Here is a 16,742-nt window from a genome sequence, read left to right as displayed (position 1 = left end):
GATGATGTTAAAAAGGCTATTTATATCGATATTCACCATCACATTGCTGGTATCATTGGCATTGAACATCTACAGCTTCATAAATGGGCATAATAGTGAAAGCCGTGCATCAGGGCTGATCAGGGCAGAGATCGATTCCCTCCGTTATCTCAGCACACTGGAACGGAATTATGCCGTTTGGCCGGTGAGCGACAACGGCAAAATGTTGAACGCACAACTTACTTTTCATAGTGACAGTACAGGGAAGTCCGATCTGCCGGGTTTTCTGACGCGGGCGGTTACTTCGCCAAAACTGGTGGTGAGATACTCGGATGTCAATTGCAACGCCTGTGTTGATTCATTATTTACATCACTGGCTGAGTTTTCGGACAGGATCGGTGAACAGAATGTTATCATCATGGCCAGCTATCACAACAGGCGGGATCTGTTCGTCTGGAAACGATTGAACAATATCCGGTACAACGTGTTTCAGGTACCGCACGATCAGATGGGTCTGGAAATCGAGAAAAAAAACATCCCGTTTCTTTTTATCTTGTTTCCAGGCAATGGTACAGTGCATCAGATTTTCCTTCCTATGAAGGAAAATACCGAAAGAACGAGGGTCTATCTGGAATACATTTCCAGGCGATTCTTTGACAAAAGGCCAGAAAACAAAACATCATGAGACTGATCCTGATAGCAGGGCTGATAGCCGGGAGCGCGTACCAATGCTTCTCGCAATGCCAGGTTGACCCATCGATATTACAGCCGCTCAAGTCATTCTGGACGGATCATAAAGACAGCGTTTATGCCACCGGGGTACAGCATTTCAGGCACAATGGAAAAGAAGTTGTTTTCTTTGGGACACGCCATGATCTCCATGACATCAACCACCCTATGTTTACGCAGCTTGACAACGAGATATCCGGTTTTAAACCGGACATCATACTTGTAGAGCGCAATTTGCCTGTTGAGTCAACAAAAGAAGATGCTGCGCTCAAATCAGGCGATGCGGGATTTTGCCGGTTTATAGGCCTGGAGAACAATATTCCTGTAAAAAGCTGGGACCCCTCCTGGAACAGGCCTTACCATTGCCTCATCAACGAATACCCTGAAGAAGCGGTATTTACCATGGTGCTGTCATTCCTGAACTTTGCCTATACGCCAGCCGATTATCTCCGGTACGAGGATTTTTACATCCAGCAGATAGCAAGCCTTGAAACAGCGGGATGGAATTTCAGGCCGGAAGCCAGGCAGGCAGCGTACTTTTACAGAAAATACAAGACATACTTCGGAAGCTCCTTTAACGGCACACCGGAAGGCTTTCTGGAACAATACAACAGGCAAAGGCTTGTACCCCTGTATCAGCAAATTGTCCATTCTCTGCAGGTACAAAGGGATATTTCCTTCATTAAAAGCCTCCGGGAAGCGCTGCGGGAACATGATAGGGTCTTTATCCAGGCAGGCAGCACCCACCTGTCTTCCCTTAAAAACATCCTTCCGCTCGTGCTGGAAAAGGCGGCGGAATACACAAAGGGAGACAAGCCTTTCGCTGCAAGACTTGTGCAGGCGGACAGCAGCAGTTGCCTGCTGGCAATGCCTGCCGGAGCAAAGGAGAAGTACGTAAAAATAGTGGCTGCCGCCTATGGCATTCGAAGCGATAAAAATGGCATATCCAGATATATCCGAAAGCAAATAACGGGCTTCAAGCCGGACTTGATCCTGACGCAGGGCCTGGCCCCTGTCTATGCCACTCCTGCTATTACAGCCCGCAAATCAGGTGACGCCGGTCTTATAAGATACCTCGGGACCATGGGCCATATCCGGGTGAACAGCTGGGAAGCGGGATGGGACGACGTTTACTATAAGCTCTCCGAAAAATATTCTCCTGACGACATTTACCTTTCCCTGCTGGGGTGGGCAATCTTGCGGGAAAGCGAAAGCTTTTCAGCCCATCAGACATTCGAAGATTTTTTTGAGCATATCTATACACCGTTTGTCACCTATGGTTATCCTTTCCGGGCAGATCAGCTCAACACCGATACCTTCCTTCGCTCGCTGAAAAAATACGGAAAAGGCATTGCGCTGTACCCCACTTTTGCTTCGCCAGTGGCAGATCCTGAAAATCCGGGTGGCGCAACAATGTTCATGGAACCGGACGGAAGTTACCGGTTAAAAGGGAAACCCGGGAAATACCGCTATACAATGCAACTTTGCCCCCCGGGCTCCGGCCCCTGTAATACCACTTCCATGGAAATAACCCTGGCTGACCCTGATCCTTCGGCGTTGGTGGAAATTACCGGTAAAATAGAAAGCGACGCGGCCCCTGTTTCCTTCGCCTATCTGAAAAAGGTGCTGCAAAGCAGCATCCGGCAGGATATCCTGGCGGACATGCATGCTATCAGGACAGCCCTTCTCCTCAAAGTGTTAGGGGAATACCGGCAGGAGTATGACCGGATATTCGTGCAGGCAGACGCTGGTTACCTGCAGGAGATCGTCAGAAAAAGCCGGGAACATCAACAGTAAAATATGCTAAAATAGCAGCCCTGTATACCATGCATCAGTCATTAAAGCTCAGCCGGGACCTGTTCATTATAACAGGAGCCATAGTCATCTACCTGGTCACCGCCTGGAATAGCGAAGGCTATTATCATCCTGACGAGCATTACCAGATAATCGAGTTCGCGGGCCTTAAATCCGGGTTGAACTACCCGGTGGACCTGGCATGGGAATACGAAGCGCAAATGCGGTCCGCCATCCAGCCTGCCGTATGCTACCTGTTCTTCAACATCCTGAATGGCATCGGCATATCCGATCCCTACGATCAAATGCGTTGGCTCAGGATATTAACGGCCTGCCTTTGCTTTGCAGCCATATACCGCTTCATAAAAAGCACACTTCCCCTGATCAATCCGCCTTTTCAGGAGGCATATAAACTGCTATCATGGTTCCTGTGGTTCCTGCCGTTCATAAACGTACGGTTCTCCTCGGAAACATGGTCTGGAATATTCCTGCTGCTGGCCGTATCAACGCTTCAATCCGCTCGTCTGAAAAAGAATGCCTTGTTCGTATGCACCGGAATACTGCTGGGAATCAGTTTTTTATTCCGCTATCAGATAGCGTTCGCCATAGCGGGATTACTGGGCTGGCTGCTGCTGGTCAAAAAGGAAAAAGCAACTGCCATCTTCACGCTGCTCATTTCGATAGCCGCAGTAATTCAAATAGGTATTCTCATTGATTGCTGGTTTTATGGGGAGTATACGCTTACCGCCTGGAATTACTTTTATACAAACATTATACAGGATGCCGCTTCCGGCTTCGGTGTATCACCCTGGTATTTTTACTTTACTGAAACGATGAAAAGCGGTTTTTACCTGATCGGAGGAAGCATCATACTGGCTATACCGCTGCTCTTGTTCCTGAAATGGAACAGCATGTTCATCTGGCTGCTTATTCCGTTCATTGCCATTCATTCCGTTATTCCGCACAAGGAAATGCGCTTTCTGTTCCCGATAGTCAATTTTATCCCTGTTGTGCTTGTATTAGCCTTGCAGGAAGTAAGAAAAAAAACGTTGCCCGCCCGCCGTCTTAAAATACTCTCGTACCCTCTCATCGCTGTTTTCATCACGATCAACACCCTTGCATTGCTCATCTGCTCATTTATACCCGCCGGGAACGGCACTAAAGAGATCACCAGATTCATACATGACCACTACAGGAATGAGCAGGTCAACCTAATCTTTGAAAGCGGCTCCAATCCCTACCATCCCTGGAACGGCTTGCGCGAGAACTTCTATAAGGATGGCAATGTAACGCTGATCAATATAAATGAGCTATCGTCCCCTTCTGCGATCGCATCTCTGCCGGGCCGTACCCCTCTGCTGGTGGCCAGAAAATCCCTGGTGGCGGATGCGGACATGCAACGGCTTATCCGGACGTTCGGGCTGTCTGAAAGAAAAATGACCATCCCCGCATGGATGCCCCGCCTGTTTCCATATATCAGTACGTTTAGTGAAGAAAAAATACTTGTCCTATATGCGAACTAACAGACGATATGCAGCCGTTGTTCCCTTCCTGCTCCTTTCCATCGCAACAGCGTCCTGCGAGTTTTCTTCTGCCAATACGGGTGAAACGAAAGGGACCGGCGATGAAACAACAGACAAGCAAATTACAACTGTCAATACTGCTCCGGTGGTGCGAAAAGCATTCGGGTACTTCATTCTGTCCAACGGAAAAATAAGGTCCCGCAGAGAACAGGTGCTCCGCTGCGAAAGCAGCGGAAAAGTATTGCTTTGCAACCTGCAGAACGGCAAATCCGTCACAAAAGATGAGACGCTGCTGCAAATGGAAACGGTTCCTGTTCAGCATCGTTTACAGCGGGCCATGCACCAGCGGTTCAACAGTGAGAAGGAATACGAAAGCCAGCTGCTTGGCTATGAAGTGCTCCTGAAAGAGAAAACGCCCGGGGAGGCAAATGATATCAGGCAAAAGCTGAAGATCAGCACCGGGCTTGCAGGCGCCGAGCAGGATATCATTGAAGCCAATTATGAGCTGAGCAAGGCCGTCATCAAATCTCCCTTCCACGGCATCCTTGCTGACGTCAATGTGCAGAAGGGACAGGAGCTGCAGCCCGGTGATGTGCTTTGCAGGGTCTATGATCCGGGGGACCTGCTCATGGAACTGAAGGTGCTGGAAGAAGACATTCACATGCTTCAACCCGGCACTGCAGCGGAAATAAGCCCCATTTCCGCTCCGGATAAGCGGTTCAATGCCACCGTACAAGAGATCAACCCTTACGTCGACGAAAACGGGATGGTGAGTATCCGGCTGACGGTTGGCAGCATGCAGCGCGCAAAGGGAAAAAAGATGTCCCCGGCAAAAGGCGCCGGCCGTTACAACCTTTTCCCCGGCATGAATTGCACCGCGGAAATAAAAATACTGCTTACGGAAACGCTGGTCGTGCCCAAAGAAGCCCTGGTGATACGTAACGGGAAAAATGTGGTATTTACCCTGGAAAATGGAAAGGCCCGGTGGAACTATGTAGTCGCCGGCAGGCAAAACGGTGAAGAAGTGGAAATCCTGGAAGGCCTGAGCAACGGGCAAAAGGCCATCACGACCAACAACCTGCAGTTAGCGCATGAAACACCGGTGAACGAGGAATAAGCAACACCAACATACCGTACACTCCCGAAAAATATCTCAACGAATAATGATCAGGTATCTTATACAACGTCCTATTGCCATTCTGTTGATCTTCACAGTACTTTGCGTTGCAGGGCTGGCCGTTATCAAAAAAATACCTGTCTCCCTCCTGCCCGATGCCGATGTGCCCGAAATCGTGGTCCGGGTCAACCGTCCGAACGCGCCGGCGCAGGTAATAGAGGAAAGCATACTGCGGACATTGCGGGAGAATCTGGGCAATCTCGACAACCTTGCCAACATGGAAAGCACTGCCGCTGACCACTACGGGATCATTCATCTTTCCTTTGAACATGGCACCCGGATGGACCTCACCTATATCACCGTAAATGAAAAACTCGACCGGCTCACCAACGAGCTGCCCCCCGATATGCCCCGCCCGCAGGTAGTCCGGATAAATACTTCAGATATCCCCGTGATAAGGATACAGGTTATCCCTAAAGACAGCTCATACTGCCTCGATATCAGCGCACTGGCCGAAAATGTACTAAAAAGAAGGCTTGAGCAACTAAAGAGCGTATCATTGGTGGACATTAACGGGAAGCGGCACGGCATCATTACCGTTGAACCGGACCATGCAAAATTATCTGTCCTGGGGCTGAACGAACATGCTATTTCCCGGGCTATTGCAGAAGCCAGCCAGGAGCTGGAAACCCTGAACATCAGGGACGGGCAATACCGGTATTTTATCAAGTTCAGGAATGCGCTGGAGAATGGAATGCCCATCGGCAAAATCCCCATCCGTTTGGAAAACGGTACCGTCATTCCCCTCGAAAGAGTTGCGAGGGTGCAGCTGGAAACGGAAGAAGAAACCGGGTATCATTTATACAACGGGAAAGAAGGCCTTGTTATTACCGTACAAAAACAGGCTAGCGGGCGGATGAACGAACTGATACAGGAAGTCAGGAAAGCGGTGGAATCCTTCAGGCAAGAATACCCGCAGGCTGAGTTCCGGCTAACGCAGGACCAGACCTATCTGCTGGACGCCGGCATCAGCAATCTCCGGCAGGATCTGCTCTATGGCGGGGCATTGACCATACTGCTGCTATTTGCCTTTCTGGGAAACTGGGCCTCTCCTTTTCTCATGGGCATCAGCATCCCGCTTTCCCTGATCATTACCTTCCTGCTCTTCTACCTGCTGGGAATATCATTCAATATCATTTCCCTTTCCGGCCTGGCCCTGGGGATAGGGATGCTGATAGATAATTCCATCGTGGTGCTGGACAGCATCGCCCGCAAACGAAAAAGCGGCATGCATATGCTGGACAGCTGTATTGCAGGCACGAACGATGTTGTGGTGCCGGTGATCAGCCAGGTATTGACCACGGTGGCGGTATATGCTCCGCTGATGCTGCTGGGAGGAATGGCCGGGACCCTGATATCCGACCAGGCGATCGGGCTTACCGCCTCGCTGGGGACCTCTCTCCTGGTGGCCTTCCTGCTTACGCCGTTGTTGTACAAATTGCTGCATAAAAAAGCACCGGCAACGCTGAAAGAAGATACCGTCCTGTACAAATGGGTATCGAAAGGATATCACCGCATGATCGATCATATTCTGCGGCACCGGCGGCCATACTTTGCAGTTACGTTGCTATTGATGCCCATTGGGTTCTGGATCGGACTTAACATACCCGCTACCCCGTTGCCCGATATCGAAAAAAGGGAGAGCCTGGTTTTCATAGACTGGAATTCACCCGTTGACATAACAGAAAACCTGCGGAGGTCCATCGCACTGCAGAAAGCCATAGCGCCCCGCTGTATTGAAACGGAGGCAGAGGTAGGCGTCAGGGAATTCCTGTTGCAGCAGGATGCCGGGACCATCCGGCAAACAGAAGTGTATTTCTCCTGCAAGGATGAATCCGGCAAGCTTGAAACAGATCAACAGATCAGACAGTGGCTGGCGGAAAGGTACCCGAAAGCCGTCGTGCGCATCACCGACGCACCCAATGCTTTCACACAGCTGTTCAGCACGTCAGCCCCTTACATAGAAGCCCGCTTCAGGCCGTCCAAAGGCCCGAATCCACCCGGAACGAGGCCTATGGCCGAAGTTTTGAATACATTCCGGCATACTGATCACTCACCGGGCGATGGGCTGCTTAGCGAATCCAATATCACCGTATCACTGGATTATCTGAAGATGGCTATCTACGGCGTTCAAAAACCGGCTATCGAAGATGAGTTGCATCAGCTATTCGGCGCCCGCCCGATTGCATCGGTCAGGCAGGCCCAAAGTACGCAAATGGTACTCCTGGGCACCAGTCTTCATACACTGGAAGAAAAACTGACCAGGAGCGTGCCGGGCGCAGATGGTAACCGCTATCCCATCAAATCCTTCATCACGCTGAACAGCGGATCGCAACCGAAATTCATTACTGCGGACAAAGGCGGAGCTTACCAGTCCCTGCTCTTTGGGCAAAAGACCAAAGACCTCCCTGCGCTGCAACGGCAGCTTGATGAACTGGCAGCAGAGAACAGGCTCAGTGTAGACTACCATGGACAATACTTTGAGAACGGACGGCGGTTAAGGCAGCTATGGATCGTCTTTCTTCTAGTGCTGCTCCTGCTCTATTGCATCCTGGCTTTGCAGTATGAAAGCATCGTTCAGCCAATAGTGGTAATGGCCACCATACCGCTCGGTATAACCGGAGGAATGCTGCTGCTGTGGCTGACCTCCGGAACGATCAATACGATGTCCGCCATTGGTTTTATAGTCGTTCTCGGCTTGATCGTAGATGATCCTATCCTGAAAGTGGAGGTCTTGAACCGGCTTGAAAAAAAATATCTGGCCCAGGGCCTGGCACCGGATGAAGAACTGCTGAAAAAAATGATCCATGAAGCGGGGGACCTCTGCCTGAAACCGCTACTGATGGTCTCGCTAACGACCAGCATCGCACTTGTGCCGGTGCTATTGACCGGCGGCATCGGCAATGACCTTCAAAAACCGCTGGCTATGGTCATCATCGGCGGATTGACGATAGGCACATTTTTCACCACCTGGTTTACGCCCCTGGCTTACTACTATCTCGTAAAATGGCGCATGCACAAAAAGGCTAACCAAACAAACGAACGCTCATGAAAAAGGTACTACCCTGCATCTTTGTCATCCTTTCGCTTCCCGTATGGGGCCAGCAGCAATATTCGTTAGGTGATATCATTATGAAAGCATATGCCGGTTCATCTTCTTACAGGCTGGCCAAAATTCAGCAAGAACTGAGCCGCAATCAATATCTTTCTTACACCAGCGAGCTAAAACCCCAGATATCTTTTTATGGCAATGCGCCGGTATTCAATAAAGAATACTTTGAAGTAAGACAACCGGATGGCAGTATCAAATACCAGTCCATCAGCCAGAACAATGCCAATATCGGACTGGGGTTAAGCCAGAAACTTCCCTTCAGCGGAGGGGATATTTCGCTCAACACCGAGATCAACCGGTTCGATGACTTTAAATCGGGTACAAGCCAATATGCGGGAACGCCCGTTTACCTCCGCCTTTCCCAACCGTTGTTTGCCGTGAACGCGCTCAAATGGCGCAAACGGATCGAACCGCTGAAATTGCAGGAATCGGGAAAAACGTACGCACTGGAACTGGAAAACATCGCGCTTCGGTCTGTTCAGCTCTTCTTCGATGTGCTGGACGCGGAGATCAACATAGACATCGCCCGGACCAATCTCCGGAATGCAACACTGAATATCGAACTGGAGCGGAAACGGATCATTCTCGGAACAACCACGGAAGATAAATTGCTGCAACTGGAATTACAAACCTTACGCAACGAGCAGGAATTAAAGAAAGCGCAGTCCAACCGCCAGATCGCACAAATGAACCTCCGGATCTTTCTTGGATTGAAGGATGAGAAAGAACTGCCATTATCCCCCCCTGAACAGGTCCCGCAGCTGAACGTTGATATTTCAAGCGCATTCGGTTATGCGAAAAAGAGCAGGCCGGAATTCATTGCTTTTCAAAGAAAGATCAGGGAAGCCCGCAGAGATGTTGCTGTAGCAAAGGCAGAAAAGTACCAGGTCAATCTTGTAGCCAGCTACGGCCTCAATAATACAAGCGATGAATTAGGGAAGTTGTATGACGCCCCAAATGATCAACAGCGCCTTAATGTTGGCTTCCATATTCCGATAGTAGACTGGGGCAGAAGAAATGCGAGGTACAATACCGCCAAAGCTATTGAAAAGCTCGTAGCAACAACAAACGAGCTTGATGAAGCCGCTATTTACCAGGAGATCGCCACCCTGGTCAGGAATATCGAACTGCTGCGGTCCAATATCGCACTGGCAAAAAAAGCCGATTCCGTCGGTCAACGGCGATTCGCTATCAGCAACAGTTTGTACCAGATCGGGAAATTATCGATTACTGAACTATATCTGGCTCAAACGGAAAGAGATAATGGCAGGCGGACATATATCAGTGCTTTAAGAGACTTCTGGAGCAGCTATTATACACTTCGAAAGCTCACATTGTATGATTTTGAGGCCGGGGAACCGCTGAGCAGGGAATTGTAATTGGACAGGATTGTTCCTGATACAACGAAAATGGGAAAAGGAGGCTGCAGCCTCCATCCATTCGGATATACCGTATGGAAACTTTTTTTTACTTTTCCAATATCAAAGCAGATCATGATGATTTGGAAACGGATGCCCTTTACCCGTAACCACAAGCGCCCGCAGGCTTCTCAGGAATGTCGCCCAGTCGTAACTGCAGGAGGCATACCCCTCATCATACTCTTTGAACCCGTCGTGGTGAAACAGCAACACCGTCCCTTTCTTATGCGGTTGTAATTCGAACGTTATGGTGGTACCGATCCAGTCTTCGAAACCCTGGATACAGATCCATTCTACCCGGCTGGCGGGATGAAGCTCTTCCACTTTCATTTCTTTATAATAACCATCTTCAAATTCAAACCTGTTGATACTATCAACTTCGGGCTTTGCTGTTGTTGCCGGCGTCCACCAGCCGGCAAGGCCCTGCTGTGTGGTGATGGCGTCGTAAACTTTCTGCGCTGGCGCTTCAATGAGCAGCCTGTGATAAATGCTTTTCATGATCATCGTTTTTACAATTCAAAATTACCTGCTAAAATTGACTGCGGCAGGGTGTAAATCAGACTTTCTCATGGGGTGATTTGGACATCCGGAATCTGTACCTTTACAGTATTGAATCCGAATATCATGAAACACCTTACCATCCTGGTGCCGGACGCACAAACCGCATTGAGCACCATCTCCTGCATCGTTGGTGCGTATGACTTTTTCACCCGCGCGAACGAATTCAGGAAAGAAAACGGGGAAAGGCCGGTATTTAAAGTTGAGCTGGCGGGCGTGTCAGGCAGATCGGAATTTGCCAATGGCCTGGTAGCCATCATGCCGCAGACGGATATTTCATCCATCCGGAAAACCCACCTCATTATTATCCCTTCCATGACCAGCGAATTTAAAAAAGCGGTCAGCGGAAACCTGCTGCTGATCAACTGGATCGAAGAACAGTATAAGAACGGCGCTGAAGTTGCCAGTATGTGCTCCGGCGCTTTTATGCTGGCGTCTACCGGCCTGCTCAACGGCAGAAACTGCTCCATCCACTGGGACTCTGCAGACAACCTGAAAAGTCTGTTCCCGGAAGTGAACATAAAAACAGAAAAACTAATTACCGATGAACATGGCCTTTACACCAATGGCGGCGGTTATTCGTTCCTGAACCTTCTGCTATACCTGATAGAGAAGTATTACGACAGGCAAACCGCCATCTATTGCTCCAAGATCTTCCAGGTGGAAATAGACCGGGTAACACAATCGGACTTCGCCATATTTACGCCGCAAAAGTCCCATGGCGACGAGGTGGTTAAAAAAGCGCAATCCTACCTTGAGGATAACTTCTCCGAAAAAATATCATTTGAGGACCTGTCGCAAAGATTTGCCGTTGGCAGGCGGAACTTTGACAGGCGGTTTGTTAAAGCTACCGGCAATACCCCGCTTGAATATTTACAAAGGATAAAGATCGAATCAGCGAAAAAGGCATTTGAGACCACCCGCAAAACGATCAACGAAGTGATGTATGAAGTGGGATATGCGGACCTGAAAACGTTCCGGGAAGTATTCAGGAAGATTACGGGGATGTCGCCTTTGGCGTACAGGAATAAGTATAACAGGGATGCAGTGTGACGCTCCTCGTTGAAGAAACGGGATGGTAATACAGGATGATTTACTATTTTTACCCCTATCAACCAACCTGGAAAGGTAGAATAGTATCGGGGCATGCATTACGACACCGGGAATGAGAGAGAATTGCTTTTACAGATAGCGGACGGCGATGAAGCCGCATTCGCTGCTTTATTTTACCACTATGGCCCCAAGCTACATGCTTACCTCACGGGCTTTACCAAATCGGATACACTAGCCGAAGAACTTGTACAGAACACCTTTATGCGCGTCTGGCTTTCCCGCGACAAACTGCCGGAGCTGACGCATCTGTCTGCCTGGATTTACCGGGTGGCCGCCAACGAAGGCTATAATTTCCTGAAGCGAAAAACGATCGAAACCAGGGTGATGACGGAACTTGGTAATAACGGGGAACCGCGGGCCGCGGACCAGGTTAGTTATAATGAGCTGCGGAAAGCAGTGGCCGAAGCGGTCGCTTCCCTCCCGGAAAAAAGAAGAAAGATCTACCAGCTTAGCCGGGAATCCGGGATGAAGCCGGCGGAAATCGCCCGTATGCTGAACATATCGGTCAGCACCGTCAAAAACACGCTGGCCGAAGCACAGAAGAACATCCGGGACTTTCTGACGATCCGTGACCTGTGGGTGCTGGCAGTGTTATTCCTGCATGTTTGATTTTTTTTTGAAGACGAATAGTGCTTTTTACTTTCCCGGTTTTCTTATCAGTATATGGAACAGTCATCCATTCAATTTTTATTACGGAAATATGTAACGGGGTCGCTTTCCGCAGAGGAACGGGAGCAGTTGAACAGGGCTTTGCATGAATCGGAAGAAACGGTGAAAGCTGCCATCGCTGCCGAAATGGAGCAACACGAGCCCGCTCCGGGCTTCCGGGAGCGAAATTACGAGGCCCTGTTACACCGCATCACAACAGTGGATCAACCGCAGATGCGCCCGGTGGCGCGTAATCCTCGCAGGTGGTGGCGGGCTGCTGCCGCCGCTGCTGTGCTACTGGGATGTGTCGCTGGCGCCTACCTGTTGCGGACAAACGGAACCGTACAGAATGATATACGATCCCTCCCGGCAACTGCTCAGAACGATGCAGCGCCGGGAAGGAACGGGGCCATGCTTATGCTGTCGGATGGCCGGCAGATTGTGCTGGACAGCCTGGAGAACGGTATTGTAGCAACAGAAGGAGACAACAGCGCAAGGCTGGATAACGGGCAGCTGGTATATGAAACCGGCTCCGGATCTGATCCAGGCACACGGTATAACACCATGCAAACACCTAATGGGCGCGAATTCCAGGTAACATTACCGGATGGAAGCAGGGTATGGCTCAATGCCGCCAGCGCGGTCCGTTACCCGGTACCCTTCCCGGAAAATGAACGGAAAGTGGAGGTAAGCGGAGAGGTTTACTTTGAAGTGACGCCAGACCCGCAACGGCCCTTCCGGGTACAGATTGACGACCGGGCTGAAATAGAGGTGCTGGGTACGCGCTTTAATATCAATGCCTATAAAGAGGAAGAAAGCCTGCGTGCAACCCTGCTGGAAGGCGCGGTACGTTTCCGTGGAAAAGCGGAACAGGTGGTGTTGAAACCGGGACAGCAAGCGCGGTTGTCCGCCAAACTGGAAGTGAAGGACAATGTGAAGACCGACAAAATAATGGCATGGCGTAATGGCTTGTTCAACTTTGAAGGGATGCGCCTGGATGAAGTGATGCGCCAGTTGGGAAGATGGTATGATATGGAGATCGTTTATCAGGGAAAAGTGCCTGAAGTAGAGTTTTATGGTGATCTGGACCGTCATGTGAGTCTTGCGGGTGTACTGAAAGCGCTGGAATCTGCGGACATAAAATTCCGGATAGAAGGAAAACAGCTGATCGTATTGCCTTAATATATTTTTACTGAAGAGCTTGCTGTATGCAGGACTGTTCCGGCCGGGCAGTATGTCTTTCTGCAATCCAGTATTATAACAGGTACCAGTCATAAAAAACCGGAAGTGTTAACGGCACTTCCGGCGAAATCCGGCTGGTTTTAACAGGTCTGTCAACCAATTATTTAAACAACCGAATCAATGCAATTTATTAAAAAATCTGCAGACCGGTCAGGTATTGTCATGCCTGTACCGCTTACATGGACTTTTATCCGGCTGGGAATGAAGCTGACCATATTACTCGTCATCATCGGGCTGTTAGAGGTGCGGGCCACCGGCGTAGCGCAAACCGTTACCTTATCCGGGAACAACATACCGCTAAAAGAAGTGTTTGCGGCTGTGAAGAAGCAGACGGGGTATGTTGCTTTTGGTAAGAAAGAGCTGTTCAATACGGCAAAGCCCGTCACCCTCTCCGTGCGCGATATGCCCCTGCCCGCCTTTCTCGCTAAGGTGATGGAAGGGCAACCGCTCACCTACTTCCTGGATTCGCGCAGCATTATTCTTTCCCGTAAATCCCCTGACTTCCTGGTGCAGCATACCTGGGAAGACATCAGGGTAAACGGCCGCATAGTATCCCCTGCCGGCGTACCGCTGGAGGGTGCTTCGGTCCGCATTAAAGGCCGTGGCGCCGGCGTTTCATCAGGGGCCGATGGGCGGTTCTCACTGACGGCCGGCAAAGCGGATGTACTGGTCATTACGTATGTGGGATACAAACCCAGGGAAGTGGCCGTACAACCGGAACTGGGAGATATTGTGATAGACGGCGCACCGGCAGAGCTGGAGGAAGTAGTGATCAACAAGGGGTATTATTCAGAAAGCAACCTGCTTTCTACCGGCTCCGTCAGTAAAGTAACGTCAAAAGAAATCAGTACCCAGCCGGTGGCTAATCCCGTAGCTGCTTTGCAGGGAAGGGTACCGGGACTGCTGGTAACCGCCAGCAGCGGGGTGCCGGGGGCTACCTTCAAGGTACAGATACGCGGACAAAATTCCATTCTGCAAGGCTCCGACCCGCTCTATATTGTAGATGGCGTGCCCATTGCCAGCAACGACCAGGGTATCAGCAACCTCTCCAATGCCACCGGGACCTGGAACGGTATCAGCCTGCTCAGTTCCATTAACCCGGCCGATATTGCCAGCATCGAAGTGCTGAAAGATGCGGATGCAACAGCTATTTATGGCAGCCGCGGCGCCAACGGAGTGATCCTCATCACCACCCACAAAGGAGATAACCGGCAGACCAGCTACCGGGCATCGGTATATCATGGCTGGAACCGCGCCACACGGGGACCCAAAATGCTGAATACGCAGCAATATATCGAAATGCGCCGCGAAGCGTTCCGCAACGATGGCGTAGAACCGACTCCCCTGAATGCTCCTGACCTGTTCACCTGGGATACTACACAGTACACGGATTTTGTGAAGCTGATGTCTGATAATACCGCGCATACCTCCGATGCTCAACTGTCTGCTACCGGTGGAAATGACCGTACCCGCTTCCTCATCGGCGCCGGCTACCACCGGGAAACCAGCCTTTCACCGGGCGACCAGTCGGACCGCAGGGCTTCCCTGCATTTTAACATCTCGCACACTTCCGCGAATGACCGGCTGCGGCTCCAGCTTTCCGGCAATTACGCCAACAGGTCCAATAATCTTACGACCCGCGACCTGGCAGGACTGATCAATATGCCGCCTCACATGAAGCTGGTGGATGACGATGGCTCCCTGGTCTGGGGCGTAGGCGGAATCAGCTACCGCAGCCTGGGGCTCACCAATCCCCTGGCGGAAAGCAAGAGTGTATACGAAGGAAGATTTCAGAACCTGGTCAGTAACCTGCAATTGTCATACCGTGTGCTGGAAGGGCTGGAACTGAAGCTGAGCGGAGGATATACCGCATCGTTCTCCCGTGATCATTCCCGGCACCCTACTGCGGCCATTGATCCTTCTACCGCCGATCAGCCTTATGCGTACTTTGCCAACAACGACAAAACCGGATGGATACTGGAACCGCAGGCGTCCTACAACCTCTTCACCCGGCAGGGGCAATTGAGCGTGCTTGTAGGCGGGAGCTTCCAGCAAAATCTGTCGGAAGGTACGCAAATGGTCGGCCGTAATTATACCAATGATGCGTTGCTGGGTTCTATCGCCGCAGCAGGGAGCATTACCAGCAGCAACACTTACGAGCTTTACAAGTATGGCGCATTTTTCGGCAGGATCAATTATAATCACCGGGATAAATATGTGCTCAACCTTACCGGCCGGCGGGATGGATCCAGCCGCTTCGGACCTGGCCGCCAGTTCGAAGAATTCGGCGCCGTCGGTGCTGCATGGATTTTCAGCCAGGAACCTTTTGTAAGCCGTAGCCTGCCTTTCCTGAGCTTCGGGAAGCTGCGCAGCAGTTATGGCATTACCGGGAACGACCAGATCGGGAACTATGCGTTCCTCGATACCTGGACCGCTACGTCTCCTACCTTCCAGGGTATCCCGGCATTGCAGCCCAGCCGCCTGTTCAACCCGGACTTTAACTGGGAATCCAACAAAAAGCTGGAAGCCGCCCTGGAGCTTGGTTTTCTGAAAGGGCAGTTGATGTTCTCGGCAGCCTGGTATCTGCACAGAAGCGGCAATCAGCTGATCAATTATCCCTTACCGATACAAACCGGTTTCACCTCCATGCTGCTGAATTCTGCCGCGCTGGTAGAAAACCAGGGGCTGGAATTTGCCCTGAGCGCAAAAGCGAAATGGAGCAATGGCCTGCGCTGGACCGGTAGCATCAATCTGTCAATCCCCCGTAACCGGCTCAAAGATTTCCCGAACCTGGAGATATCTTCCTATGCCAATGTTTACGTGATCGGTCAACCGCTATCGGTAAAACGCACATACGAGTACCTGGGCCTGGATCAGGCTACCGGTATCTATACCTTCCATGACGTAGATCATGACGGGCTGTTCAATATCAGGGACCGTATCATCCTAAAGAATATTGATCCGAAGTTCTACGGAGGCTTTCTCAACACCCTCTCCTACCGCCAGTTTACACTCAATTTCCTGTTCGAGTTCAGAAAACGCGAAGGCGTTAATTTCCTGAACTCCTTCAGCACGCCGCCTGGTTACCTGCCCTATAACTTTCCGGTACAGGTCTTATCACGATGGCAGCAACCCGGTGACGATGCCGATCTCCAACGGTATGTGGCAGTATCGTCCAGCCCCGCCTTTACGCCGGGATACAGCTACATCCGTAGTTCCGATGCGGTTTATAGGGATGCGTCTTATGTGCGCCTGAAAAATGTGGCTTTGGCCTATCGCCTGCCGGAAATAAAAAGGCTGGGGATTAAAGGGCTGGAATTGAATGTTCAGGCGCAGAACCTGTTTGTAATATCGGGGTATAAAGACACCGATCCGGAAATTCAGAATGTATTTGCTTTGCCCCTTGTACGTACGATTACCACCGGGCTCAGCATTAATTTTTAAACCGA

Annotated in this window: 11 protein-coding genes; 10 read left to right on the top strand and 1 reads right to left on the bottom strand. The window is 50.6% G+C overall.

Translation table 11 applies throughout. The features are described from left to right. The first annotated feature begins 1 nt into the window (after position 1). From CCY01nite_RS22045 to CCY01nite_RS22020, 6 genes are read left to right on the top strand one after another with little or no spacing between them, the layout of a single operon-like run. Positions 2–664, top strand: coding sequence for a hypothetical protein (locus tag CCY01nite_RS22045; protein WP_146866300.1), 663 nt, complete (start codon positions 2–4; stop codon positions 662–664). Then, the gene (locus tag CCY01nite_RS22040; RefSeq protein ID WP_146866298.1) at positions 661–2,505 is read left to right on the top strand and encodes a hypothetical protein; all 1,845 of its coding nucleotides are present in this window, start codon (positions 661–663) and stop codon (positions 2,503–2,505) included. Before CCY01nite_RS22045 ends, CCY01nite_RS22040 begins: the two co-directional genes overlap by 4 nt. Positions 2,506–2,534: 29 nt before the next feature. Then, positions 2,535–4,025 (top strand): glycosyltransferase family protein, encoded by a 1,491-nt coding sequence (locus CCY01nite_RS22035; RefSeq protein WP_146866296.1) that lies wholly within the window; start codon positions 2,535–2,537, stop codon positions 4,023–4,025. Further along, entirely contained in the window at positions 4,015–5,142 is a 1,128-nt protein-coding gene (locus tag CCY01nite_RS22030) for an efflux RND transporter periplasmic adaptor subunit (RefSeq protein ID WP_146866294.1), read from the top strand. The genes CCY01nite_RS22035 and CCY01nite_RS22030 overlap by 11 nt, the downstream gene beginning before the upstream one ends. Before the next feature lie 46 nt (positions 5,143–5,188). After that, a complete protein-coding gene (locus CCY01nite_RS22025; protein WP_146866292.1) occupies positions 5,189–8,254 on the top strand; it encodes an efflux RND transporter permease subunit in 3,066 nt (1,021 codons plus the stop codon). Continuing rightward, positions 8,251–9,693: a TolC family protein gene (locus CCY01nite_RS22020; RefSeq protein ID WP_146866290.1), complete on the top strand. Its 1,443-nt coding sequence runs from the start codon at positions 8,251–8,253 to the stop codon at positions 9,691–9,693. The genes CCY01nite_RS22025 and CCY01nite_RS22020 overlap by 4 nt, the downstream gene beginning before the upstream one ends. A 102-nt stretch (positions 9,694–9,795) precedes the next feature. Here the strand turns inward: CCY01nite_RS22020 and CCY01nite_RS22015 are convergent, their stop codons facing one another. After that, positions 9,796–10,230 (bottom strand): SRPBCC family protein, encoded by a 435-nt coding sequence (locus tag CCY01nite_RS22015; protein WP_246130004.1) that lies wholly within the window; start codon positions 10,228–10,230, stop codon positions 9,796–9,798. 126 nt (positions 10,231–10,356) lie between these two features. On the opposite strand from CCY01nite_RS22015, the gene CCY01nite_RS22010 reads away from it, so the two are divergent. The 4 genes from CCY01nite_RS22010 (at position 10,357) to CCY01nite_RS21995 (ending at position 16,737) form a co-directional block, all read left to right on the top strand. Beyond that, positions 10,357–11,343, top strand: a complete 987-nt coding sequence (locus CCY01nite_RS22010; protein ID WP_146866286.1) for a GlxA family transcriptional regulator — start codon at positions 10,357–10,359, stop codon at positions 11,341–11,343. A gap of 93 nt (positions 11,344–11,436) precedes the next feature. After that, positions 11,437–12,012, top strand: coding sequence for an RNA polymerase sigma factor (locus CCY01nite_RS22005; RefSeq protein ID WP_146866284.1), 576 nt, complete (start codon positions 11,437–11,439; stop codon positions 12,010–12,012). A gap of 54 nt (positions 12,013–12,066) precedes the next feature. Beyond that, on the top strand, positions 12,067–13,233 hold the full coding sequence (locus CCY01nite_RS22000) for a FecR family protein (protein WP_146866282.1): 1,167 nt from the start codon (positions 12,067–12,069) through the stop codon (positions 13,231–13,233). 261 nt (positions 13,234–13,494) lie between these two features. Next, positions 13,495–16,737, top strand: a complete 3,243-nt coding sequence (locus tag CCY01nite_RS21995) for a SusC/RagA family TonB-linked outer membrane protein (RefSeq protein WP_186831204.1) — start codon at positions 13,495–13,497, stop codon at positions 16,735–16,737. Positions 16,738–16,742 lie beyond the last annotated feature (5 nt).

The sequence above is a fragment of the Chitinophaga cymbidii genome, assembly GCF_007992715.1.
Classification (GTDB): Bacteria; Bacteroidota; Bacteroidia; order Chitinophagales; family Chitinophagaceae; genus Chitinophaga; species Chitinophaga cymbidii.
This window is presented reverse-complemented; position numbering and strand designations above follow the sequence as displayed.

Bases quoted from the DNA above. Each gene is read 5' to 3' on its own strand.
- CCY01nite_RS22040 (WP_146866298.1), top strand. From the start codon at position 661: ATGAGACTGATCCTGATAGCAGGGCTGATAGCCGGGAGCGCGTACCAA.
- CCY01nite_RS22035 (WP_146866296.1), top strand. From the start codon at position 2,535: ATGCATCAGTCATTAAAGCTCAGCCGGGACCTGTTCATTATAACAGGA.
- CCY01nite_RS22015 (WP_246130004.1), bottom strand. From the start codon at position 10,230: ATGAAAAGCATTTATCACAGGCTGCTCATTGAAGCGCCAGCGCAGAAA.
- CCY01nite_RS21995 (WP_186831204.1), top strand. From the start codon at position 13,495: ATGAAGCTGACCATATTACTCGTCATCATCGGGCTGTTAGAGGTGCGG.
- CCY01nite_RS22020 (WP_146866290.1), top strand. From the start codon at position 8,251: ATGAAAAAGGTACTACCCTGCATCTTTGTCATCCTTTCGCTTCCCGTA.
- CCY01nite_RS22000 (WP_146866282.1), top strand. From the start codon at position 12,067: ATGGAACAGTCATCCATTCAATTTTTATTACGGAAATATGTAACGGGG.
- CCY01nite_RS22005 (WP_146866284.1), top strand. From the start codon at position 11,437: ATGCATTACGACACCGGGAATGAGAGAGAATTGCTTTTACAGATAGCG.
- CCY01nite_RS22010 (WP_146866286.1), top strand. From the start codon at position 10,357: ATGAAACACCTTACCATCCTGGTGCCGGACGCACAAACCGCATTGAGC.
- CCY01nite_RS22030 (WP_146866294.1), top strand. From the start codon at position 4,015: ATGCGAACTAACAGACGATATGCAGCCGTTGTTCCCTTCCTGCTCCTT.
- CCY01nite_RS22025 (WP_146866292.1), top strand. From the start codon at position 5,189: ATGATCAGGTATCTTATACAACGTCCTATTGCCATTCTGTTGATCTTC.
- CCY01nite_RS22045 (WP_146866300.1), top strand. From the start codon at position 2: ATGATGTTAAAAAGGCTATTTATATCGATATTCACCATCACATTGCTG.